The 22,570-nt window shown below is 58.7% G+C and carries 13 protein-coding genes, 1 tRNA gene and 1 riboswitch; of the genes, 9 read left to right on the top strand and 5 right to left on the bottom strand.

The window, feature by feature from the left end:
- Positions 1-563 precede the first annotated feature (563 nt).
- The 4 genes from J3R75_RS10735 to J3R75_RS10720 form a co-directional block, all read right to left on the bottom strand.
- Complete coding sequence (locus tag J3R75_RS10735; protein ID WP_307261521.1) at positions 564-1,475, bottom strand: hypothetical protein; 912 nt, start codon at positions 1,473-1,475, stop codon at positions 564-566.
- Between the two features lie 99 nt (positions 1,476-1,574).
- Positions 1,575-6,086 carry an Ig-like domain-containing protein gene (locus J3R75_RS10730; protein WP_307261520.1) on the bottom strand — a complete coding sequence of 1,504 codons (4,512 nt, stop codon included), beginning with the start codon at positions 6,084-6,086 and terminating at the stop codon, positions 1,575-1,577.
- 62 nt (positions 6,087-6,148) lie between these two features.
- The gene (locus J3R75_RS10725) at positions 6,149-7,534 is read right to left on the bottom strand and encodes a hypothetical protein (RefSeq protein WP_307261519.1); all 1,386 of its coding nucleotides are present in this window, start codon (positions 7,532-7,534) and stop codon (positions 6,149-6,151) included.
- 379 nt (positions 7,535-7,913) lie between these two features.
- The gene (locus J3R75_RS10720; RefSeq protein WP_307261518.1) at positions 7,914-8,234 is read right to left on the bottom strand and encodes a hypothetical protein; all 321 of its coding nucleotides are present in this window, start codon (positions 8,232-8,234) and stop codon (positions 7,914-7,916) included.
- Positions 8,235-8,273: 39 nt separating this feature from the next.
- Here J3R75_RS10720 and J3R75_RS10715 point away from each other — a divergent pair, with 39 nt between their 5' ends.
- On the top strand, positions 8,274-9,359 hold the full coding sequence (locus J3R75_RS10715; RefSeq protein ID WP_307261517.1) for a serine/threonine protein kinase: 1,086 nt from the start codon (positions 8,274-8,276) through the stop codon (positions 9,357-9,359).
- A gap of 51 nt (positions 9,360-9,410) precedes the next feature.
- On the opposite strand, the gene J3R75_RS10710 is transcribed toward J3R75_RS10715, so the two are convergent.
- Positions 9,411-9,487 (bottom strand) — tRNA-Val (locus J3R75_RS10710).
- Between the two features lie 135 nt (positions 9,488-9,622).
- Positions 9,623-9,705: riboswitch (ZMP/ZTP riboswitch) on the top strand.
- Positions 9,706-9,794: 89 nt separating this feature from the next.
- On the opposite strand from J3R75_RS10710, the gene pflB reads away from it, so the two are divergent.
- From pflB to J3R75_RS10670, 8 genes are all read left to right on the top strand, one after another.
- Positions 9,795-12,017: a formate C-acetyltransferase gene (gene pflB, locus J3R75_RS10705; RefSeq protein ID WP_307261516.1), complete on the top strand. Its 2,223-nt coding sequence runs from the start codon at positions 9,795-9,797 to the stop codon at positions 12,015-12,017.
- A 30-nt stretch (positions 12,018-12,047) separates the two neighbouring features.
- On the top strand, positions 12,048-13,307 hold the full coding sequence (locus tag J3R75_RS10700) for a glutamate-5-semialdehyde dehydrogenase (protein WP_307261515.1): 1,260 nt from the start codon (positions 12,048-12,050) through the stop codon (positions 13,305-13,307).
- A gap of 41 nt (positions 13,308-13,348) precedes the next feature.
- Entirely contained in the window at positions 13,349-14,068 is a 720-nt protein-coding gene (pflA, locus tag J3R75_RS10695) for a pyruvate formate-lyase-activating protein (protein WP_307261514.1), read from the top strand.
- A 5-nt stretch (positions 14,069-14,073) separates the two neighbouring features.
- Positions 14,074-14,727 carry a pentapeptide repeat-containing protein gene (locus J3R75_RS10690; protein WP_307261513.1) on the top strand — a complete coding sequence of 218 codons (654 nt, stop codon included), beginning with the start codon at positions 14,074-14,076 and terminating at the stop codon, positions 14,725-14,727.
- 501 nt (positions 14,728-15,228) lie between these two features.
- The gene (locus tag J3R75_RS10685; RefSeq protein WP_307261512.1) at positions 15,229-15,438 is read left to right on the top strand and encodes a hypothetical protein; all 210 of its coding nucleotides are present in this window, start codon (positions 15,229-15,231) and stop codon (positions 15,436-15,438) included.
- Positions 15,439-15,782: 344 nt separating this feature from the next.
- Positions 15,783-17,777: an AlbA family DNA-binding domain-containing protein gene (locus tag J3R75_RS10680; RefSeq protein WP_307261511.1), complete on the top strand. Its 1,995-nt coding sequence runs from the start codon at positions 15,783-15,785 to the stop codon at positions 17,775-17,777.
- Between the two features lie 29 nt (positions 17,778-17,806).
- Positions 17,807-18,715, top strand: coding sequence for a HEAT repeat domain-containing protein (locus J3R75_RS10675; RefSeq protein ID WP_307261510.1), 909 nt, complete (start codon positions 17,807-17,809; stop codon positions 18,713-18,715).
- A gap of 282 nt (positions 18,716-18,997) precedes the next feature.
- Positions 18,998-22,375 (top strand): NPCBM/NEW2 domain-containing protein, encoded by a 3,378-nt coding sequence (locus J3R75_RS10670; RefSeq protein ID WP_307261509.1) that lies wholly within the window; start codon positions 18,998-19,000, stop codon positions 22,373-22,375.
- Positions 22,376-22,570: the final 195 nt, after the last annotated feature.

The raw sequence follows: 22,570 nt of genomic DNA, 5'->3' as shown, positions 1-22,570 counted from the left end.
CATAAACGCCAATGCCAGCTTCGTCAGTCTGTAAAACATCGCTCTACGCATCACTCCTGTCTGTCCCTTAAAAAAGTTAATGTGCGAAATCTTGTGATGAAACGTGGTATCGCCAATCGGTGATTCCTTGTACCAATGTAACCACGTCTTTTTTTATGCGCAATGGATTTTTCAATAACCTAATCATCAATATGCTATGAGCGAATTTGCCCCGTAAGGGCACGACCATGCTTAACCCCAGGCTTCAGCCTGGGGTTAAGGTATCCTATAGAAATTAGTGCCTCGTAGAGGCACTACAGCACCGAAGTCTTGGTTGAAAATGGTCTGTAATCGTGTTCAGATTGTGTTTGTCAGGCATCCCGTTGTGCCCCTACGGGGCACGATTGGCAGGAGAGCATTTTTCCCCAGGCTAAAGCCTGGGGTTAAGGATGGTTAAGCGCCTACGGCGCATGTCAAGTATCTCTTTTTATCACAAGATTTCGCACATTACCTAAAAAAAGCCGTTCAAGCACGCAGTGCTTGAACGGCGGTGATATTCAACCTGCAAATCAGCGCGGGTCGACTTAGAACTTCATCACGAATTTCAGCATGCCGCTGGCAGAGTCCAAGTCCTGCTTGACAAAGGGCGTGCCGACCGTGCCGAAGCAGTTGTCGTAACGGACTTCTGCAGACAGCCCGTAGGTCTCGTTAAACCAGTAGGTGCCACCACAGGACATATAAACGCCGTACTCAAACTCGACCTCGTCTTCGTTCTTGCCAAGGCCGTTAGAACTCTCCATGTCAGCAATCGAGAACGTCGGGCCGCCTGCCACAAACACCTGCAGGTTTTCTGCAGCGACATAATTCAAGCTCAAACCAAGGTCAAAAACATACAGGTCCATGGCGAACTTCTTCTTGCTGACAACCGCTGCACCTGTCCATTTGTGTTCTATGTCATCAATAGTCTCGATAATGTCCGTTTTTTTAGCATAGTCATAGAATGCGTTCAACTGACACGACTGGTTTGTCGTTCTTTCATAGGCTGCCGAATTCGCGCTAAAAAACTGGAAATTACCCGCCAGGCTCAAACTTAGCCCTCCATCCTGCCAAATGTCTGTTGCTGCCCCAATAACCGGTGACAGACTTTCGGCCCCAGTGTAGCTACTTGCACTATCGTAGCTAACCAACGCACGACTGGCCTGGTACCGTTGAAAAAGAAAACCAGTTTTCGCTGTCGGCGACTTCTGCGCATCGAAATCCGCAACCATCTGGCTATAGCTCATGCCGCTTTGGCCACCGGTGATGGCAAATGACGGCCCGGAAGGCAAGGACACCTTGCTAAAAACCGGGCTGTCAAAATCACGATAGCTGCCCCCCAACGAAATCCTCCAGCCTGACTTGGTTCCAACCTGAGCCTGTTCGGCTCCATTGGCAACAGAGAAACCAATCATGCCAACACAGGTTACCGTAACAAGTGCCTTTAATACGTATTTCATGGCCCTATCCTTTCCCACATTCTATGTTTTAGATTGCTGTCAGCTAAGTTTGAAGATGAAGACTCGGATACATCGTAACACTTCACCGTGCGAGCACTGCTACTTCACTTCGTAGAGAACATAATCAGCCAAAATATTCCCATTCTCATCGAGCACAGCAATCAAAACATAGTCACCCTTCGCGGTTAAAACCGGAATACCCTTGTCTTTAATATCAACAGTGGTATAACTGGTCTTGCCACTCTTCACAGGAATACTGGTGTTGTTTCCGAGCGCCTTCTTGACATAGAGGAACTTGCCTAAGCGAATAGAGATATACTCCAGGTCAAAATAAAACTTTTTCTCAGTATCAGGGAGATAGTCTTCAAGAATGTTCAGGGTCAGTTTTGTTCCGTTTGCGGTGACACTGTCTACTACTGGAACACCTGCCTGGGACATAATGGCAAAGCTAACGGAGGTGCTGCGAACTTCCTTTTCCTTCCCATCAGCATCTATCGCAGCAACTGCAACTACCCACCAAGAATAGGTGGCACCAGCGGCCAAAGACGAGCCATTGTAACTGGTTCCTTTGACAACCACGCCATTTACAACGGCTTTACCTGTTGCATCGGTAACAAAAAGCTTGTACCTGTCGGCGCCAATATCCGGCCACCTAAATTGTGGATTAACCTGAGTTCCATTAGCCGGAATGATCTCCGACAGAGCAGGCCTATAGTTCGGCGGAACAAACAAATCACCCCAGTCAGGCCCCGTAGTCTGACCAGCAGCAGCAATCGTAAAGGTAGCAGAGGCAAGTACCGCGGCGCTGGCGCCGGCGGGGTTGGCACTGCTCAAATCGGCGATATACTCGCCAGGCGTCAAGAATTCGCCTTTCGCAGTTGCCACCGGAATGATCATGCCGTCAGCCCTTGGCTGGAATTTCACGTTATTACGTTCGAACACCAGCTTCTTGGAAGCAGCCCCGAGGAGAACCGAGGACACTTTCAGCGTGTAGGTTGATGCCAATGGCGCATTAATATCAAAGGTCACGGTGTTGCCAGCTGGCGTGATCACGCCAGCAGCATCGACATTGGTGAATTCCGCCGCCGTCGGCGCGGCGTAGAAGGGCACCAGTACCGTGTCTTGAAGAACGATGTCCTCTTTCACGCCATTCTTGTCGCGGGGATGAATTTCCACAGTGTACTGCTTGTTCTCCCCGGCAGTCGCCGAGGGCAACAGTCCAGCGCAAGCCACGTCGGAAGTGAAGTACTTCGCGGGTGTGAAGACCCGGTCGCCGTCCTTGAGAGTGTTTTGGGCTAGAACGGTGTTACCGTCCTTGATCCTGACCACATAGCTGGTGTAGGTGGCGAAAGCGGGATTCTCGGCGAGCTTGGCGTCAGTCAACTCGTAGAGCGGGTACCACGGCGTGGCGCCCAAGACAATTTTCAGTTCGGTGACGGCGCTGGTATCGACACCGCCGTTGGCAACCCCACCGTCATCCTGCACAGTGAAGGTAATGACCGCCTCAGAGCCCATCTTGTCCTTGGCAGTTTCAAGGAGTGTATAGGTCACCGTGACCGTATGGCCAGCAAACGCGATGGTCGGCTGAGCAGCGAGGATGCCATCGGCATCAGTAAAACTGACCACGCTGGCTGCGATAAGACTCTGGGCATCTTCCGGGTCGGCGCCACCGCCCATCAAGACGTTGAAGATAAGGTCTGCCGGCAGGCCAGTGCAGTCATCCGGAATGGCGTAAAAGTCGGTTACCGCGACGACTGGTGCGTCGTTGACCGGGAGGACGGTGAAGGTCACGTTAACCGGCGCCGAGTCGGCCGTGCCGTCATTGGCGGTAACAGTGAAGGTGACATCACCATAGAAGTCCAAGGCCGGGGTGAAGGCCACAGTCTTCTGCGTCGGATCGTAGGTCAGCGAGCCATCGTCCGTTTGGGTAAAAGCAACGGTGTAGCTGCGGCCGGCTTCGAGGTCGGCAACGTCGTCATCTGCGGGCGCCACAAAGTCTAAAAGCGGCAGCGTAGTAGTGGCGCAGTCTTCGAGCAGCGCAGTGGCACCAGTCCATGGCAGCGGCGCAACCAAAGCCAACACCGGCGGGGTATTGACAATGACGACGCTCGTCGTGCTGTTTTCGGTGGAGATGACTTCAGCGCCGTACACCGTGGTCTTGGCCTTCGCAGTGACGGTCCAGGTCTCGCCTTTGGCGCGAGCCGCGATGTCCGTAGCGTCAGTCTTGTCATTGGCCCAAGCGAAGTCATAGCCCGTGACAACGTCGCCATCGGGATCAACGGCGCCGTCGGCGTTGAGTGTAATGGCTTGGGCGACCATGGCTTCGCCGCCTTCGGCGATGGCCGCGCCGTCCACGAGGATCTCAAGTGTGGTCGGGGCGCTGGCGGGGCGATCGACATCGTTGACGCGGATGGTCCACGTGGCGCTTGACTCGACATCCATGGCATCCCACACCGTAACAGTGACGGTGAAATCCTGATTCTCGGGGCGGCCTGCACCGGCGATAGTCTCATAGCCCGGCAGGGTAATACTCACCGTGTTGTCCTGAGTGGGCACGTCGGTATAGTCGGTGCTCGGTGCGCTAATGGTCCAGTCAGCGCCCGTTACCGCCCAAGCGATTTTTCTAACGCCAAAAGGCACAACAATGTCGCTGTCCGTAGCGTTAATGCCCAAGGTGAAGACACTCGGATTGCCGTCAGTGTCGACTTCGTCTACTTCAACCACGCTGGCAAGAGCCGGCTGGCCGTCCATCGCGACGATGTCCGCCGGGGGATTCTCGCGATAGGTGACCGTTACGGTGGCCTCGGTACTGTCGTCTGTGCCGTCATTGGCCGTGAAAGTAAATGTGTCCGCATTCGCACCATAGAATTCCTGGGTGGGATCGGTGACGGTGTAGGTCACCACGTTGTCGGCTAGTACCACGGTGCCCTTGGTAGGCGCCGTGACAATAGCGTAAGTAAAGGCATCGGCTGGGTCGGCGTCGGTGGCCGTCAAGGTAAAAGTCTTCTCGGTCTCGGCGCCCTTGCGGATGAACATGCTGCCATCAGTAACCACGGGTGCGGTGTTGCCAATGGTGACAGTGTCGGTTACGGGGGCAGAAGCAACATCGGCACCGTAGGGGGCCGTCACTGACACCACCGACGCCGTCCAGGTCTCGCCCTTCAGTGTGTTGTCACTGGTCAGGGTTTCCCCTGCAAAGAATTTTGCGCCGGAATTCCAGTTGACTCGGTACGTGATGGCATCGCCATCGGGGTCCGCGGCAGCGGCGCCGGTGTAGTTGACGGTGATGTCATCGCCAGTGACCGGCGCTGTGGGGGTAAAGCTGTCAATGGACTGCGGTGCGCCTTGCGGGCGATCGACGTCAGTGACCTTGACCGTCCACGTTGCCGTGGAGGTCGCGTCAAGAGCGTCGGTCACCGTAACCGTCACGGTAAAGTCTTTGTCTGCCGGACGGGGCGAACCAGTGATGGTGTCATAACCCGGGAGAGTGAGGGTGATAGTGCTGTCCTGCGAGGGATGCATGGGATCATACGGAGCATCCTGTCCAACAATAGTCCAAGCGTTGGACTCGTCGCCATAGGCTACGGACCAAACGATCTCCTTGATGCGATCGGGGGTGACGCTAGGATCATCAGTGGCGTTGATACCCAGGGTGAAAGAGCTGGCATCGCCATTGCCATCCACTTCGGGAACAGTCAACGTGCTGCCAAGCGCCGGCTGGCCGTCAAGAGCGGTAATCACCGCCGGCGGGTTGGCGCGGTAGCTTACGGTCACTGTCGCCGGCGCGCTGGTGCCCGTGGTTTCATCGGTAGCCGTGAACTGAAAAGTATCAGCGGCGTCATCGTAGAATTCAGTCTCGGTATCCGTAACAGTGTAGGTGGCCTGATCGCCAACAATTTCCACTGTGCCTTTGGTCGGCTGAGTCGTAATCGCGTAGGTCACCGGCTTGCTAGCATCACCACCCGTAGAAGTCAGGGTATACACCTTGCTGGTCTCAGCGCCCTTGCGAATGAAGATATCGCCATTGTCAGCTACGCGCTGGGTAAAGACGGGTATGGAAACAGCGGCAGGCGCTTCGTCTAAGTAATTATCTTTGGTAATGGTGTAAGTGCCGTCGTTACCAACCAAAGCCTGAACAGTGAACGCCATGTTGACCGTTGTACCCGCCAAGGTCGCATCCATGGTAAATAAAACCGTGGCCAAAAGCTGATCGGCACTACTTTTCAATACCGCCGGGGCAGTCGGTTGCCCAGGAATGTAAATACGCAACTTACCATCGGCGGTAATTGTTTTTGTCGATTTAGTCAATGATGTCGCCTCGATAACACTGGGATTTAGTGTCACGTCTGCAGCCGTATCTGGTATGCTCACACCAGCCGGAAGAGTAATAAGCAGGGTGATATTCTGCATATTGATATCTGCGCCGGTGTTGACATTAATTTCCAGCATGCCCTTGGCATTGGCTGTACCAAGAACACAAGCCCGCGGATAGGTGAAACGGATATCAAACACCTGGGTGGCTACCTGAGCTGAAAGAGTGCCCAGCAGGAACAAAGAACAAAAACACACCAGCAGCGGCTTGATCGTTTTTGTGATAATAATACTGCTCATAATGACTTTTCCTTTCGAGGAATGCGAGTTTCTTTTACCCTATATATAATGATGGTTGTGGATTATCTGGCGTTTTCAAGAAACTCGCGCATGGTAGCTAGGGCTTCTTCAGCCAATGCATCCGTTGCAGCCGCTGTTGAGAACGCTTTTAGGTCTGCTCCTGTGGCATACTCATCAAAATTACCACTAGCAAAATTGTAGAAGTAGGTCGCATTATCAAGTAAAACACCGACCTGTTCGTCCGTACCATCAAAATAGAGTTCAGAAAGGTTGTTCCGGAAGAAATCCAAAGCAGTTTGAGCTGCCGCCACCGTCGCCTCAGCAGTAGTAAAGGCCATGAGGTCTTCTGCAGTTGCATAGGGATCCATGCCGCCGGCAGCGTAGTTGTAAAGGTACGTAGCGTCGTCCAAATCAACAACCCCGTTGCTATCGAAATCGAGGGTTCCGAGTTGCTGGATGATGGCGATGAGGTTGCCGAGGAGTTCTTCGGCGGTAGGATCGGTGCCGTCAACTTTTGTCAGCGTCGTATTGGCGGACAGTGGTGCGATGCCGGTTTTGGTGGGTTGTGCGGAGAGCAGCCAATCGCCGTCGGCCCGGGTGTTGTTTTTGGTCAGGGTGGCGATGAGCACATTGGGGTCAGTGACATCCCAGGCGAGGGCCACATCATAACCGGGGGCAACAACTTCAATGATCCAGGCGGCAGCAGCGGCGATGCCGGCGGGAAGGATTTCGGTGCCGTTGTTGGCTTTGTACTTGGTGAGCACGCCGGCCTCGTAGACGGGGAAAGCCAGGAGGGTCGTGCCGGCATTGAGGTTAATGCTAATGGTGTAGGACGTCACGGCGGCAACCGACGGCATGGTCAAGGTGATGATGGCGGGTTCCAAGTTGCCTTGTTCGTCTTTGCCAACCATCTGGTTCGGGTTGTTGGGGTCGGTCTGAATATCTGCAGTACCCACGCCTACGCCCAAGGTGTAGGTGATGCCGGCTTTGACGCTGAAGGTGGCGCCAGCTACAACTGCCTCGACTTTGTTTTCGCCCTTCTCGGTCCAGGCAATGTTGAAGTCTGCGGGAATGGCGCCTTCCACGGCGGTCCAGGTGAGGCGGGCATTGCTGCCGGCAACCAGCACCCAGCGGTTGTCAACACGAGTAGCACTGGCCTTGATGTCCACGCTCAGGCGATTGTAGAAATCCTGTATAGCCGCAGAGATACCCGCCGGATATACTTTGTCAGGATTCGCCAGATAGACATCCACCACGCCGTACATACCGCTAAATGGCGGCATGGGCTTCATGTCCGCCTCGCCCTCGCCAAAGGACATTGTCGCCCCCTCGGTGGAGCCATTCACAAAGACATCCACCTGCCAGGCGTGTAGGCCTCCGGAAACAAAGATCAACAGCAGAACCAACCACGCCCCCCGTAACATGCCGCTGGTTTTTTGGTGTTTCATAGGACGACGCTCCTCTCTGATTGACTTGGGACTCATAAAATGAGCAGTACTCACTGGTGAAAATTACAGCTGTGAACAACTAGAAATGTCATAGCCAAAAAACAAAAAGCAAACTTCTTTCCCGTTCTTTCGTGCCCCACCATCGTTTTTTTTGTTTTTTTTCTTTTTGAGCAGGGCGCATCCTTCGATAATAGAAACGACAACCGACAATATTTACAATGATCATGGTTACTTACCGATCACGTCTCGCGGCAGTGGAGTGGGCGTCTCGCCCACTCCGACAAGACGGCTCATTTCCCGCACCAGCCACCCACGCCGACCGTACCCGGCCCGTCTCCCCCGCCGCACGAGCCGTGCGCACAGCGGCAGGAAGCCGCTGCTACTCTGGGCCCGCTATAACTCCGCTGCCGCAAAGGTCGGCGGAAATCAAGGTCGGATGGTTGGGCGGTGGTTGGCCGTGGGTTTCCTGCACAATATCCCCGGTGTTATCCCCACCGGGGTGGTTACTCCTATGAAACACGCTGCCGCAAAGGTCGGAGGAAATCAAGGTCGGATGGCTGGGCGGCGGTTGGCCGTGGGTTTCCTGCAAATTGTCCCCGGTGTTTTCCCCACCGGGGGGGGGTACTGACCGATTACGTATTGCCGCCGCAAACAACCGTGTTGGGCTTGCGGTTGCCTTGTTGTCGTATATGTTTGACACATATCTGTTTCCCGCAACTAGTTTGGGAGGAATCTCGACATGGGCATAGGCGCATTATTCAGCAAGAGTAAGACCGACCAGAGCGGCATGCCGTCGGCCAAATATCTCAACCGCTGCTGGGACAAAGGGCAGCTGCCCTGTTCCTCCTGCAAGAAGAAGCTATCCATCAGTGAGATGCGGCCCTTGCAGCTCCAGAACTGCCCGCATTGCGACACGCCCTTTTTTGCCCCCAAGAAGATCGCCGACTACTTCCTGTACGAACCCGCTGGCGGTGGCGGCATGGGCAGCGTGTACAAGGCCGTGTCGCTGAATTTTCCTGAGCATTTGCTGGCGGTGAAAGTGCTGTCGCGGCAAGAACGCAGCAACCCGCCGAACATCCATGCGTTGCTGAACGAGGCAGCTGTCAGTGCCAATTTCCGGGAAAACGAGTTCATTGCCAGCTGCCTAGACAGCGGTTTTGCCGACGACGAGTACTTCACCGTAATGGACTACATCAGCGGCGAGCGTCTTGACAAGAGGATTGAGCGCCTGAACCAGCTACCGGTACAGGAGGTCGTGCCCATGGCTCTGCATATCTTGGCGGCAGAGCAGCACATCTACGCGCGGGGTTTTCTGTTCCGCGACCTCAAGCCCGAAAATATCATCCTCAATCCCAATGGCTACGCCGTGTTGCTTGACTTCGGGCTCTGCATCTCCCGGGAGCAAGCTTTCAACCCGACGGATGAATTTATCTCGGGTTCGCCCTATTACCTGCCGCCAGAACGCCTCCTCGGCAACAGCGAAGATGCGTACAGCGAACTCTACAGCTTGGGCATGGTGATGTTTCATGCCCTTACCGGCCGGACTTACTACGACGCCGACGAACTGCAGTCGCTAGCCAAACGCCACGTGTCAAAACTCCGCGTGAGCAGCGCCGCCAAGCTGGAGGGAATTTTCCCGGACCTGGCCCTGCTCATGGAGAAAATGATCCGCCAGAATCCCGAAGAACGCCCACAGACTTTCACGGAGGTCTTCGAGGCTATGAAGCAGATTTACGCCGTGCTGCCCCCAATGCCAGACAAGAACGCCAAAACGGATACGGCATCCATGATACCCAGCTTGGCCGGCGTGACCGGCCCGCGCTGAACAAGGCGAGAGAGATGGCGCGGGCAAAGCCCCCCGTCAGGTGGGGGAAAATGGTGGGCGATGAGGGACTCGAACCCCCGACACTCACGGTGTAAACGTGACGCTCTAACCAACTGAGCTAATCGCCCGCAACGCGGAAAAATCGCGAGGGCGTAATGTAAACCCTCGGTGCCAGCGCCGCAACCGCCGCGCGGTGATTTGGTCTCTTTCCGCCACCGCCGCGACCTGGGGCATTTGCTCTGCCGGGTCCCGGCATTATCTTATGGTGTTGTCTTGACTGGCGGAAATGTGGACGAACCACAAGGGAAAGACAATCCGAGCAATGCCGACCGCCTGGGCTGAAAGTGACATTTCGCCCAGGCGTTTTTTTATGCCGGGGCGGCAAGGCAAAGCCGGTGGCGCAAGCCAGCGGCGGCAGCAAAGGAGGCCCTGATCATGAGCAAGGCAGAGTTCACCCCCGGCAACTGGCAGCAGACTATCGACGTCCGTGATTTCATCCAAAGCAACGTCCGCCCCTACGACGGCGACGACGCGTTTCTGGCCGGGCCGACAGCGCGCACGACTGCGCTAAACGCCAAGTACGAACGGCTCAAGCGGCTGGAGCAGGAGCTCGGTGGCGTCATTGACATCGACACCACGACCGTGTCGTCGCTACTCAATTATTCGCCGGGATATTTGGACAAAGATCAGGAGCTGATTGTCGGCTTGCAGACCAACCGGCCCTTGAAGCGCGGCGTCAATCCCTTCGGCGGCATCCGCATGGCCGAGCAGGCCTGCGAAGGCTACGGCTTTGAGCTGTCACCGAAGGTCCTGGAACATTTCCAGTATCGCACGACCCACAACGACGGCGTCTTCCGCGTCTACACGCCCGAAATGCGCGCGGTTCGCCGCAGTGGCGTCATCACCGGCCTGCCCGACGCCTACGGCCGCGGCCGCATCATCGGCGACTACCGCCGCGTGCCGCTCTACGGCGTCGATGCGCTCATCAAACAAAAAGAGGCCGACAAACTCGCCCTCGGCCAGGGCAATATGGACGAAGAGACCATCCGCCTCAGCGAGGAAGTGTACCGGCACATCAATTTCCTAGGCAAGCTCAAGGAGATGGCCGCCGCCTACGGCTACGACATCGCCGACCCGGCCCGCACCGCCCGCGAAGCCACGCAGTGGCTGTACTTCGCCTACCTGGCGGCGATCAAGGAGCAGAATGGCGCCGCGATGTCGCTCGGGCGCGTCAGCAGCTTCCTTGATATCTACTTCGAGCGCGATATCGCCGCCGGCGAGCTGGATGAAAGCGGCGCGCAGGAAATCATCGACGACTTTGTGCTGAAGCTGCGCATGGCGCGGCAGCTGCGCACACCGGACTACAACGAGCTGTTTGCTGGCGACCCCATGTGGATCACGGAAGCCATCGGCGGCATGGGCATTGATGGCCGCACGTTGGTGACCAAGAGCTCGTACCGTTTTCTCAACACCCTGCGCACCCTCGGCGCCGCTCCCGAACCGAATTTGACCGTGCTGTGGGCCGAGAAACTCCCGGCGCCCTTCAAGGACTTCTGCGCCAAGCTGTCCATTGAGACCGACTCGCTGCAGTACGAAAATGACGATCTCATGCGCGAGCGTTTTGGCGACGACTACGCCATCGCCTGCTGCGTTTCCGCCGCCAAAGTCGGCAAGCAGATGCAGTTCTTCGGCGCGCGCTGCAACCTGGCGAAAGTCATGCTGATGGCCTTGAATGGCGGGCGCGACGAAGTCAGCGGCGAGCAGATCGGCCCGGTCGGCGAGGTCATCGGCGACGGCGTGCTGGACTTCGACGACGTCCGCCGGCGCTACCAACGCTACCTCGAGTGGCTGTCGCGCCTCTACGTCAACACCATGAATGTCATCCATTTCATGCACGACAAGTACGCTTACGAGAAAATCCAGATGGCGCTGCACGACACACAGGTCGAGCGCTTCATGTCTTTCGGCGCCGCGGGCTTGTCGGTCACGACGGATTCCTTCAGCGCCATCAAGTACGCGCGAGTGACGCCCATCAAGGACGAACGCGGCTTGGTCACGGACTTCAAGACCGAGGGCGATTTCCCCGCCTACGGCAATGACGACGACCGCGCCGACAGCATCGCTCGCGAGCTCTGCGACGAGCTGATCGGCGAACTGCGCAAGACGCCGACCTACCGCGGCGCCGAGCACACGCTATCCATCCTCACCATCACCTCCAATGTGGTGTATGGCAAAAAAACCGGCAGCACGCCCGACGGCCGCAAAAAAGGCGAGCCTTTCGCGCCCGGCGCCAATCCCATGCACCGGCGGGACAAATGCGGCGCGCTAGCCTCGCTGAACTCCACCGCCAAGCTCTGTTACGACTCTTGCCGTGACGGCATCTCCAATACCTTCAGCATCGTGCCGGAGACCCTCGGGCGTGAGCTCAAAGATCAGCAGGACAACTTGGTCGCCCTCCTCAACGGCTATTTCTCGCAAAAAGCACACCATCTCAATGTCAATGTGCTCAATCGCGAGAAGCTCATCGACGCCATGGACAACCCGGAGAAATACCCCAACCTGACCATCCGCGTTTCCGGCTACGCCGTCAATTTTTCCGCGCTGAGCCGCAAACAGCAAGAAGAGGTCATCAGCCGCACCTACCACAAGCAGCTGTAACGTTAGCCACAGCACCACGGAGCGCAGCGTATGGCAAGCATCAAACAGCAGATGATGGAGATTGGCCGCAATGCGCGCGCCGCGTCACGCGAGCTCGGCGCCGCGGCGGCGACCGTCCGCCAGGCGGCGATCGAGGGCATGGCCGCGAATCTGGCGGCGGCGCATGACGCCGTCATGGCGGCGAATGAGGACGACCTCCGCGCGGCCGCTGCGGCGCACGCCGACCAGGCATTCCTCAAGCGCCTGCAAATCACGGAGAAAATCTTCGCCTACATGGTCGATCGCCTACGTGAGGCGGCGCGCTTGCCGGACCCACTGGGCATTGTCCTGGAAGGGCATACCGAGCCGTCGGGTTTGGAAGTCAGCCGAGTGTCCGTGCCCCTGGGGGTCATCGGCATCATCTACGAAGCGCGGCCCAATGTGACCACGGACGCGGCGGCAGTGGCCTTGAAAAGCGGCAACGCGGTCATCCTTCGCGGCGGTTCCGAAGCCTGGCGGAGCAACGCGCTGCTGGTGTCACTGATGCAGGACGCCATCGCCGCACAGGGCCTGCCGGCCAATGCCGTGCAGATGCCGTCCTGTCCCGATCGCCAGGCCGTGCGTGAGCTTCTGCGCCTGGATCGCTACGTCGACGTCATCATCCCGCGCGGTGGCAAAGAGCTCATTCGTGCAGTCAGTAGCCAAAGCCGCATACCAGTCATCAAGCATTACGACGGCATCTGTCATCTTTATCTCGCCGCCGACGCCGACCCGGCCATGGCCGTAGCCCTGACCGTCAACTCGAAATGCCAGCGCGTCGAAGTCTGTAATGCCCTCGAAACACTGCTGATCGACCGCGCCGGCGCCAAAACCCTACTGCCCGCAATCGCCCGGGCCCTACAGGACAAAGGCGTCGAACTGCGCGGCTGCGCTCGTTGCCGGCGCATTCTGCCCGAACTCAAGCCGGCAGTGCCCGCCGATTGGGATACGGAGTACCTCGATGCCATCCTCGCCATCCGGGTCGTCGACGGCCTGGACGCTGCCATCGCCCACATCAACCGCCACGGGTCGGGTCATACGGACGGCATCGTCACCAGAGATTTGCAGGCAGCCAAGCTCTTCCTGGAGCGGGTGGACTCGGCGTCTGTGCTGGTCAACGCCTCCACGCGGCTCTCCGGCGGTGGCGACTACGGCATGGGCGCCGTCGTCGGCATCAGCACCGGCCGCTTGCACGCGCGAGGCCCCGTCGGCCCTCGCGAACTTACCACCTACAAATGGCAGGTCCGCGGCAACGGCCAACTGCGATATTAAAGCAAAAAGCCCGCCAACCAGTCCTCCGAAAGGCATCCTTGATGACAAGCGGCCACGTCCATTCCTACGAGACCCTCGGCGCCCTGGACGGCCCCGGGCTGCGCCTGGTCATCTTCCTGCAGGGCTGCCCGCTACGCTGCTGCTACTGCCATAACCCCGACACTTGGGAAACCGCCGCCGGGCAGCCGACCAGCGTCGCAGACATCAGCCAGCGCATCCGGCGCTTCATGCCCTACTTCGGCCGCCGTGGCGGCGTCACCCTCTCCGGCGGCGAACCACTGCTGCAGGCGGCGTTCTGCCTGGAAATCCTGCGCGAATGCCAACGCCTCGGCGTGCACAGCGCCATCGACACCGGTGGCGGCGTCTGGAACGACGTCTGCCGGCAGGCCACCGACCTGGCGGACATCGTCATCCTTGACATCAAAGCCGCCAACGCCGAGTTGTGGCAGGCCGTCACCGGCCGCGACGCCTTTTCGACACTATTGCAGCTCATTGCGGATTTCCGCGCGAGTCAGCGCCCCGTGTGGGTCCGCCAAGTCGTCGCCAAAGGCCTTAATGACAGCCCGGAGGCCATGCGCGACCTAGCCGCGTTGGTCGCCGGCCTCAACATCGAGCGCATGGAACTGCTGCCATACCACGAGATGGGACGCAGCAAATGGGACAAACTCGGCCTGGACTACGCCGCCAATCACCTCCAGCCGCCCACACCCGATCTACTCGCTGACCTGCAGAAAGTGCTCGCCGCGCTGCGTGGCTGCTGAAACACATGCAGTCTCGCTGGGCCTCCTGCGCGTCTAGCCCCCAGTACGCCGCTGGGCAATCGGTCAGTAACCACCCCGGCAGGGAATTCACCGGGGACAATTTGCCGAAAACCCACGGCCAACCGCCGCCCAGCCATTCGACCTTGATTACCGCTGACCTTCGCGGCAGCGGGTTTCATAGGAGTAACCACCCCGGCAGGGAATTCACCGGGGACAATTTGCCGGAAACCCACGGCCAACCGCCGCCCAACCATTCGACCTTGATTACCGCTGACCTTCGCGGCAGCGGGTTTCATAGGAGTAACCACCCCGGCTGGGAATTCACCGGGGACAATTTGCCGAAAACCCACGGCCAACCGCCGCCCAGCCATTCGACCTTGATTACCGCTGACCTTCGCGGCAGCGGGTTTCATAGGAGTAACCACCCCGGCAGGGAATTCACCGGGGACAATTTGCCGGAAACCCACGGCCAACCGCCGCCCAACCATTCGACCTTGATTACCGCTGACCTTCGCGGCAGCGGGTTTCATAGGAGTAACCACCCCGGCTGGGAATTCACCGGGGACAATTTGCCGGAAACCCACGGCCAACCGCCGCCCAGCCATTCGACCATGATTACCGCTGACCTTCGCGGCAGCGGGTTTCATAGGAGTCATTGATACCGTGTGGACCACGGCTTAAGCACAGCCCGCTTCGCGCGCGCGACCATGATTACCGCTGACCTTCGCGGCAGCGGGTTTCATAGGAGTCATTGATACCGTGTGGACCACGGCTTAAGCACAGCCCGCTTCGCGCGCGCGACCATAGGATGGGGGCCCCCTACGGTGGGGGGGCTGATTTCAAGAACCGCAGGAAAAATAGTCAAAAAATCGCCCATTGACAAGCAAAAAAAACGCCGAATAACAGTAAATTGTGGATCAGTATGATTTGAGCTGTCTTGTTCGTGTGATTTGGGTATTCATCGTTGTGAGTTCTGGTGAACCGATCGCGTCGCTCAGATGCCCGCTTTATCGCGGCGGCGAGCGATATTGCACCTGAGTCATGTCCCTCTTGTGCGTAGGTGAGCGGCGCTGGCAATAACGGCGTATCAATGACTGCCCGACGACGCGAAAAGGTACTCGGTCAGTATACACCTCGTTGGGGAAAACACCGGGGACAATGTGCCGGAAACCCACGGCCAGTCGCCGCCCAGCCATTCGACCTTGATTACCGCTGACCTTCACGGCAGCGGGTTTCATGGGAGTAACCACCTCGTTGGGGAAAACACCGGGGATAATGTGCCGGAAACACACGGCCAGTCGCCGCCCAGCCATTGGACCTTGATTTCCGCCGACCTTCGCGGCAGCGGGTTTCATAGGAGTGATAAATAATTCAGCCGTGGAGCCCCAGGCGGAGGCAAAGGCGCCTGAAGCTCCGGCCGCGAAGCGGCAGCAGCGCTGAAAGCGCGAAACATACCAGCCCAGGGCAAGCTGCGCCGAAGGCGCGCGTCGCCCTGGGTAACGCGCCATTTGTGTTCGTGTTCCTCGGCGCCTTTGGCCCCAGTCGGCGAAGCTGACTGGGGCCAAAGGCGCAATGGAACTCACTGACCGATTACCAATTGTCCACGCCCAGTTCCCATCATCCTTGCGCTTTGTGCTGACGTGGCTACAGTACCGGCGCAGCTCGCCACGCATGGCGCTGCATTGTCACGAGCAAGGGAGATGAAAGGAAGACTATGGGCACCTTCGCAATTAATCAGTTTTACGATTTTGACTCTGCCGGCCTAGAAGAAGAAGACAATGGCAATGTCTTCATCTATCTGAAATACAACGGCGAGAACACCCTGCCCGGCTTCCCCCACTTCTCCTTTCGCGTCAAGGCCTATCCCTGCCAAATCGCCATGCCGCCAGAACGATTCCCCAAAAAGATCCGCTGCCTGGTCAAAGACCTCATACCCAATCGCCTCGACCAGGACGAGCAATTCCCGAAACTAGTCCAGGACCGCGCCTGGTTGCTGCCGCTGATCTACGTGCCTGGCTTCACCTACGAATTCGCCGTCATCGGCAAGGACAGCACGGGCAAATACACCCTGAAGGACATCGCCAACGGCATCGAACACTACAACCACGAATCAGCCACGGAACTTAGGCTTGGTGACAAATTGTCCCTCGTCGTCCAAGATATCAGAAAGAGTTATCTGACCCTCGTCGAGAACCGCCACGCCGCCATCGTCGGCGCCAATTTCAAAGTCGGGCAAAAGTATGATTTCACCATCCGCAAGGTGAAGCCCGATGAAAATAATCGCCAGTACCTCCAGCTAGTTGACAAAACACGCGGTTTCTGGCACCGCTTCTACCTGGAAAATGACGACGCGGCACCCAACACGGACAGCATCCGCCTGGAAATCGGCGAGATCACCCCGGAAGGCTGGCTCTGCCTGCAGTACCCCGGCACGCGCCTGTCTGACATCCAGAAAATCCGCCAGGCCGAAAGTACCGACTTCGGCCGCGAAGACGAACGGCGTGAATTCAAAAGCACCATCGTCTTCCCACCCCGCGACAAAAATCCCCCAGCCGCCAGCAGGCACCAATCCATTTTTGACAAGCAGCTTCGCGGAACCATCATGCGGACCATCGCCAGTTTTATGAACTCCCAAGGCGGCTCGCTCTTCATCGGTGTCACTGACAGTGGCGACGTCTGCGGCATTGAAGGCGACCTGCCGAAACTGAATGAAGACTGGAACGACCAATACAATGGCCAGTACAAGACCAGCACCGACGGCTATGAACTGAAGCTCCGCAACGCCATCAGCACCGTCCTCGGCGACTTCGCCAATTCCCTGGTGACCGTCCGTTTTTACAAAGTCGATGATCCGGCTGACTCCTCCAACCAGCGGGTCTTCTGCGAAGTCGTCGTCAAAGCCGCCAGCACGCCAATCTTTCACGGCGGCACCCGTCTTTTCGTCCGCGCCGGCAACAGCACCCGACTGCTGATAAACGGCGACATCACATCTTTCATCCTGCAGAAAATGCGCAACCAGCAACAGCTGCACCCCCAGCCCGCCAAAGCGCCGGCACCGGCCACCGCGACGTTGCCTGATGCGCCCCGCCTTACCGAACTCACGGGCAGCGTTGCCCTCGTTCAGCCGCCAAAGAGCGATACCAGAAACTGGGGCACCCTGAGCTTCCTTCCCGATGGCGACCGACAGTTCGGCAAAATCGTCAGCGACCCGGTGCCCGTTGCCGCCCTGCAGCTCACTCAGGAACACCGCAAGAGCAAGTACCAGCTGTTGCAGTGCTACGCCAGCGGCAACGTCAATGCCGTCAGCAACATCGGCAAAAAGCTGCCCGGCAAAAAGAACCAGCCTTTCAAAGGCGGCTGGAACAGCGATGACACGCTCCTGCAGGTCTTCGTCTGCAGCCCCGAGGACTACCTCGTCATACGTAGCAAAGGGCAAGACGGCATCTCTTACGCCAAGGCCATCCAGGTCAAGGAAATCACCACCCACGATAGCCTCACCGCCCAAGGTAACAAGATACTCGATCCAAGCCAGGCGACGGTCACTAGCTACCAGGTCGTCTCCGAGCGCCTCAGCTCGTTCATCTACGACATTATCAGCAAAAAACGCGACGGCGCCCCCGGCCAGAATACCGCCCTGATCCGCGTCCAGGACTGCATCGCCTTCCTCGACAAACAGCAAGAACCCACAGAAAACGCCACCGTCGCATAAGTGATAGAAGCCATGAGAAGGCTGGCGCCATGAAAAACCCGATGGACAGGCAGCTTGAAAAACGCCTGTCCGATCGGGCCGTCGCAATCGGCCGCGACGGCGAAACCGCGGCCTTCGGCGAACTACTGGCCATGCTGCGCTCATCATCTGCCAACGTGCGCCGGCTAGCGGCATCAGCCTTGGGTAAACTGGCCTGGCTGGGCGTGGATAAGCACGCGGCCGTCACCGCGTTGGGCCCAATCGCGCGTTGCGATCCACATACGCAAACGCGCCAATACGCCATCAAAGCCCTGAAGGCCTACGGCACTGCGGCCAGCTGCTACCTGGCAGATTTGCGCGACATGGCCACCAACCCGGCCGAAAAAGACTACATTCGCCGGGACGCAGCAGCCGCCGCCACATTTATCGACGAGGCGCTGCGCATCGCGGCCGCAAGCAGCATCCACTACTGTCAACGCTGCCACAGCGTGCTCACGGCCGACGAATTTGCCCGCTCCCAACAGGCCTTCCAACGCCCATATTGCGACCGCTGTTTCGACGAGGTCTTCCTGCAACGGCGCAATTTCGAGGTGAAGGTAGAGCTGAACAAGACCATCGCCACCCAGGATGGCACCGTAGTGCAATCCCAAGGCGAGCGCCGCATCGCCGACTGGCTGACTACCCGCGGCATCACCTACCGCTACGACGCCAAATTTCGCATCATCGGCGAATTCCAAATCCGCCCGGATTTCTATCTGCCCGAAGTCGATGTGTACATTGAATACTGGGGGCTGAGCACGCCACAGTACAAAATGAGCATGTACAAAAAGCAGACCCTTTACCAGCAAGAAGGTAAACGACTCATTTCCGTCTACCCGGCCGACTTGCCACGCCTGGACGCACAGCTCCGCACCAAACTGCAGCTCTTCGGTTACACCATCGACGACCTTCTACCATGACCACACCCCCGCCACCGTTGCCACCGCCGGCGTTGCCGAGCGTAGCGAAGTCAGCCGAGCGGCGCTGGCGTTTTCATCCCTCGAGTTTGGTGTCTACTTCATTTCCTGGCCGGCAGGGCGTGTTTCTGCTTGCAATAGGTGGAATGCTTCCTATCTTGCTTAATTATCCGCTCGCCTGAGCGTCATTTCTAAGTGCCGATTCCGCACATCGCCAAAGACGAACAACCGCACACCTAGTGTCAAGGAAACCACAGCTCTCCTGCTTGCATAGGGACACTTGCCATGACTCGTTTTTGCCCTGCCTTGCCCCTGCGTGTAATCCTTGCCAGCGCCGGCCTGATCTGCGGCCTTGCCGTCAGCCACGCCAACGAGCTGGAAGCCGCCGCATGCTACCAGCTGCGGGACAGCTGGGCGGCGACGATGCTCGCGACTCGCCAGCGCCTGCACGAAATGGCCGCGCCGGCGACGGCGGCGTCCTTCACCAGCCCAGTCGTTCTGGGCAAAGACCCGGCTCTGGCAATCGACGTCGATATCAGCGCCTACACGCAGTTCTGGCTGATCGCCGACGACGGCGGCGACAACATCAACTGCGACCACGCCGCTTGGTGCGACCCCGTGCTCATCGACAGCGCTGGTGGCGCCCTGCCCCTCACTCAATGCACGCCCACGCAAGCCAAGGTCGGCTGGCAACGGGTACGCCTCAATGAAGACGGCGATGGCAAGCCCCTGCAGATCGGCGAGAAGGCCTTTAAGACCGGCTTTTTCGCCCACGCCGAAAGCCGCCTCTTCTTTGATCTCCAGGCGCTTGAGAAGGAACACGGCCGTGACTTCGTCAAACTCCAGGCGTGCGTAGGCATCGCGCTCTCCGGCCGCCGCATGGGCAGCAGCCGTTTCCGGGTGCTGCCAGGACTGGATCGCGCCAGCCTCGCCAGCTCATTGTGGGCACTCATCGAACGGGATTTCGCTGACGAATGCAAGGCCTTCGGCAAGGCCAGCGGCAAGCCCAACCGCGAATGGCTGCTCGCAGAGGACAATCCGGCCTTCGAAGAACAGGCGATCATCGCGCTCTTGGACGGCCTCAAGCCCCACGACCAGTCCTTGCGCGCGACCTTCACCAAACTCAAAAATTCCGGCGCCGACAACAGCCCCGCCGCCCGCCTCGACCTCTTCCAACGCTGCCTGAAGACGAGTAAGACCGTCGCCCAGGGCGATGAGGTCTTCGCTCTCGCCGATCGAAGCGTCGCCATGCTCGAAAAACTCCGCGACGTCACTGCGCTCCGCGACGACATCGCGGCGCTGCAGCAGCGCTACACCGCGATGCGCGCACAAGCCGATAGCGACGCGCTGACCATCGCGGAGCTCGTCGACGGCTGTCGCGCCCTGCGCCGACAGCTGATCATGATGCACCCCGCGCTGGATTTTGCCGATATCCTCATCACCCAGAGTCCCCCGCCGGGCTACAGCCACATGTGCGATCAGTACCTCGGCCGCCATCGGCGGCCGGGGCCGGGGCTGGTGTTGCTGCGCAACTGGAAGACCGCACCGTCCCCGCAGTACCTGCTGAAGGACAAGCTGCCGCCGGGAGTCGCCACCCATCCGGACATTAGCTACGACGGCAAACGCGTGCTCTTTTCCTACTGCGACAGCAGTAATCCCAACCGCGAACGGCACCGCTTCCTCATCTACGAATACGACCTCGACACACATCAAGTCCGGCAAGTCACCGGCACCCGCCAAGACGACATGGCCGGCGCCGATGGCCGACGCACCGTCCTCATCGAAGACTTCGACCCCTGCTACCTGCCTGATGGCGACATGGTCTTCATCTCCACCCGCTCGCAGAATTTCGGCCGTTGCCACGGCTCGCGCTACACGCCGGCCTACATGGTCTATCGCGGCAAGCTCGACGGCAGCGGCATCCGCCAACTGTCCTTCGGTGAAGCGAACGAGTGGGAGCCCAGCGTGCTCAACGATGGCCGACTGGTCTACACCCGCTGGGACTACATCAACCGCCACGACACGATCTACCAGGGCCTATGGACGATGCGGCCAGACGGCACTGGCACGGCGCATTACTACGGCTCCTACACGCGCAATCCCTGCATGACCTCCGAAACCCTGGCGATTCCCGGCTCGCCGCTGGTTGTCTGCACCGCCATGGCGCATCATTCCTACACGGCCGGGTCGGTCATCACCGTGGACGTCCGCAAGGGCCAGGATGGCGACACGCCTTTCACCCGCATAACCCCAGACGTGCCCTTCCCCGAAACCGAAGGTCGCCCCACAGGGGCCTTCATCAGTCCTTTCCCCATCACCGACGATCTCTTCCTAGCTGCGTACATGAAAGATCCACTGGCCTTTGAAGGCAGCGTTCAACGCGATGGCGCCTATGGTATCTACCTGATCGATCGCCTGGGCGGCCGTGAACGGATCTACCACGACCCAGGCATGTCATCCTACTCGCCCATCCCCGTGCGCCCACGGCCAAAGCCACCCGTACTCGCGTCCATTCTTCCCGATAAACCCGCCAGCAACCAGGGTACGATGTTCGTGAAGGACGTCCGCGTCAGCACAGTGCCCCTGCCCCCCATTCACAGTCTGCGCGTGAACCGGATCTATCTCCAACCCACCCGCGCCAAACCGGCTTTGAGCCGCGCCAACAACGAGATCATTAAGGGCATCCTCGGCACGGTCGCCATCGACGACGACGGCGCCGCGGCCTTCCAGGCGCCCGCTGGCGTGCCATTGCAGCTCCAGGCGTTGGACGAAAATGGCCTGGCCGTCCTCACCATGCGCTCCTTCATCTACCTCCACCCAGGTGAAAATCTCTCCTGCGTGGGTTGCCATGAACACCGCCTGAGCGCACCACCACAAGCCGCCGGCAAGAGCAAGGTGGCCTTGCGCCCCATCCAACCACCGCCGGGACCGCAGTACGAAGGCGGCTTCAGCTACGCGCGCAGCGTTCAGCCCGTACTCGACCGCCACTGCATTAGCTGCCACGGCCTGCAACGCAAGGCTGGCAATATCGACCTCAGCGGCATACCCGACCACGGCTACAGCCGCTCCCATAACGCCCTGGTCGGCAAAGACGGCCTGGTTAAAATCGCCTACCGGAACAAGGAAACCGTCAGCAGCGTCCCCGACGACTATTTCGCCCGCGCAGGCAAACTCGCCACTCTGTTGCGCCAAAAACACGGCGGCGTTGAACTCAGCCCGGACGAATTCAGCCGTGTCGTCGCTTGGCTCGATCTCAACGCCCAATACTACGGCGACTATTCCTTCAATCGCCCTGAACAACGCCAGCCCGACCCCGACGGCGAAAAGGCCCTGCGTGACGCCCTCGCCCGGCGCTTCGGCGACGATATCGCCAAACAACCCTTCCACTGCCTGGTCAATCCCGCCAATACCGCCGAAAGCCGCGCCCTGATGGCGCCACTGGCACTCGCCGCCGGCGGCTGGGGCCAGTGGCAACAGAGCGCCTTCGCCAGCAAAGACGATCCAGAATACGCCACGCTACAAACACTTGTGGATCATTCCCTCAAACCCCTGCCTTGGCAGGACAACTTCGGCACCTGCAACCGCGGCAAGGACTGCCGCTGCGGCTGCTGCTGGGTCAATGTCGCCGAAAAGGAATTCCGCGAAGCACCCAAAAAGCCGTGATGACAGCAGCGCACGCACGACTGCTTGCCTGCCGTCAAGGCGCTGGTATCGGTATACGCGACAACTCGTTGGGTGCGTGCGAGCAGGCTGAAACAATACCCGCCATGCACCTGTATCGCTGTACGCGAGGGTTCAACTGCCGCCCAGGCATCCACTCCCCTCTGGACTGCGCCACCCTAGGGCCATATGTGACTC

The organism is Oligosphaera ethanolica (assembly GCF_030814695.1).
GTDB classification, from domain to species: Bacteria; Verrucomicrobiota; Lentisphaeria; order Oligosphaerales; family Oligosphaeraceae; genus Oligosphaera; species Oligosphaera ethanolica.
The sequence above is the reverse complement of the archived record's forward strand: the minus strand, read 5'-3'. Positions and strand labels throughout refer to the sequence as shown.

Bases quoted from the DNA above. Each gene is read 5' to 3' on its own strand.
- J3R75_RS10725 (WP_307261519.1), bottom strand. From the start codon at position 7,534: ATGAAACACCAAAAAACCAGCGGCATGTTACGGGGGGCGTGGTTGGTT.
- J3R75_RS10670 (WP_307261509.1), top strand. From the start codon at position 18,998: ATGACTCGTTTTTGCCCTGCCTTGCCCCTGCGTGTAATCCTTGCCAGC.
- J3R75_RS10735 (WP_307261521.1), bottom strand. From the start codon at position 1,475: ATGAAATACGTATTAAAGGCACTTGTTACGGTAACCTGTGTTGGCATG.
- J3R75_RS10715 (WP_307261517.1), top strand. From the start codon at position 8,274: ATGGGCATAGGCGCATTATTCAGCAAGAGTAAGACCGACCAGAGCGGC.
- J3R75_RS10675 (WP_307261510.1), top strand. From the start codon at position 17,807: ATGAAAAACCCGATGGACAGGCAGCTTGAAAAACGCCTGTCCGATCGG.
- pflA (WP_307261514.1), top strand. From the start codon at position 13,349: ATGACAAGCGGCCACGTCCATTCCTACGAGACCCTCGGCGCCCTGGAC.
- J3R75_RS10730 (WP_307261520.1), bottom strand. From the start codon at position 6,086: ATGAGCAGTATTATTATCACAAAAACGATCAAGCCGCTGCTGGTGTGT.
- J3R75_RS10690 (WP_307261513.1), top strand. From the start codon at position 14,074: ATGCAGTCTCGCTGGGCCTCCTGCGCGTCTAGCCCCCAGTACGCCGCT.
- J3R75_RS10680 (WP_307261511.1), top strand. From the start codon at position 15,783: ATGGGCACCTTCGCAATTAATCAGTTTTACGATTTTGACTCTGCCGGC.
- pflB (WP_307261516.1), top strand. From the start codon at position 9,795: ATGAGCAAGGCAGAGTTCACCCCCGGCAACTGGCAGCAGACTATCGAC.
- J3R75_RS10700 (WP_307261515.1), top strand. From the start codon at position 12,048: ATGGCAAGCATCAAACAGCAGATGATGGAGATTGGCCGCAATGCGCGC.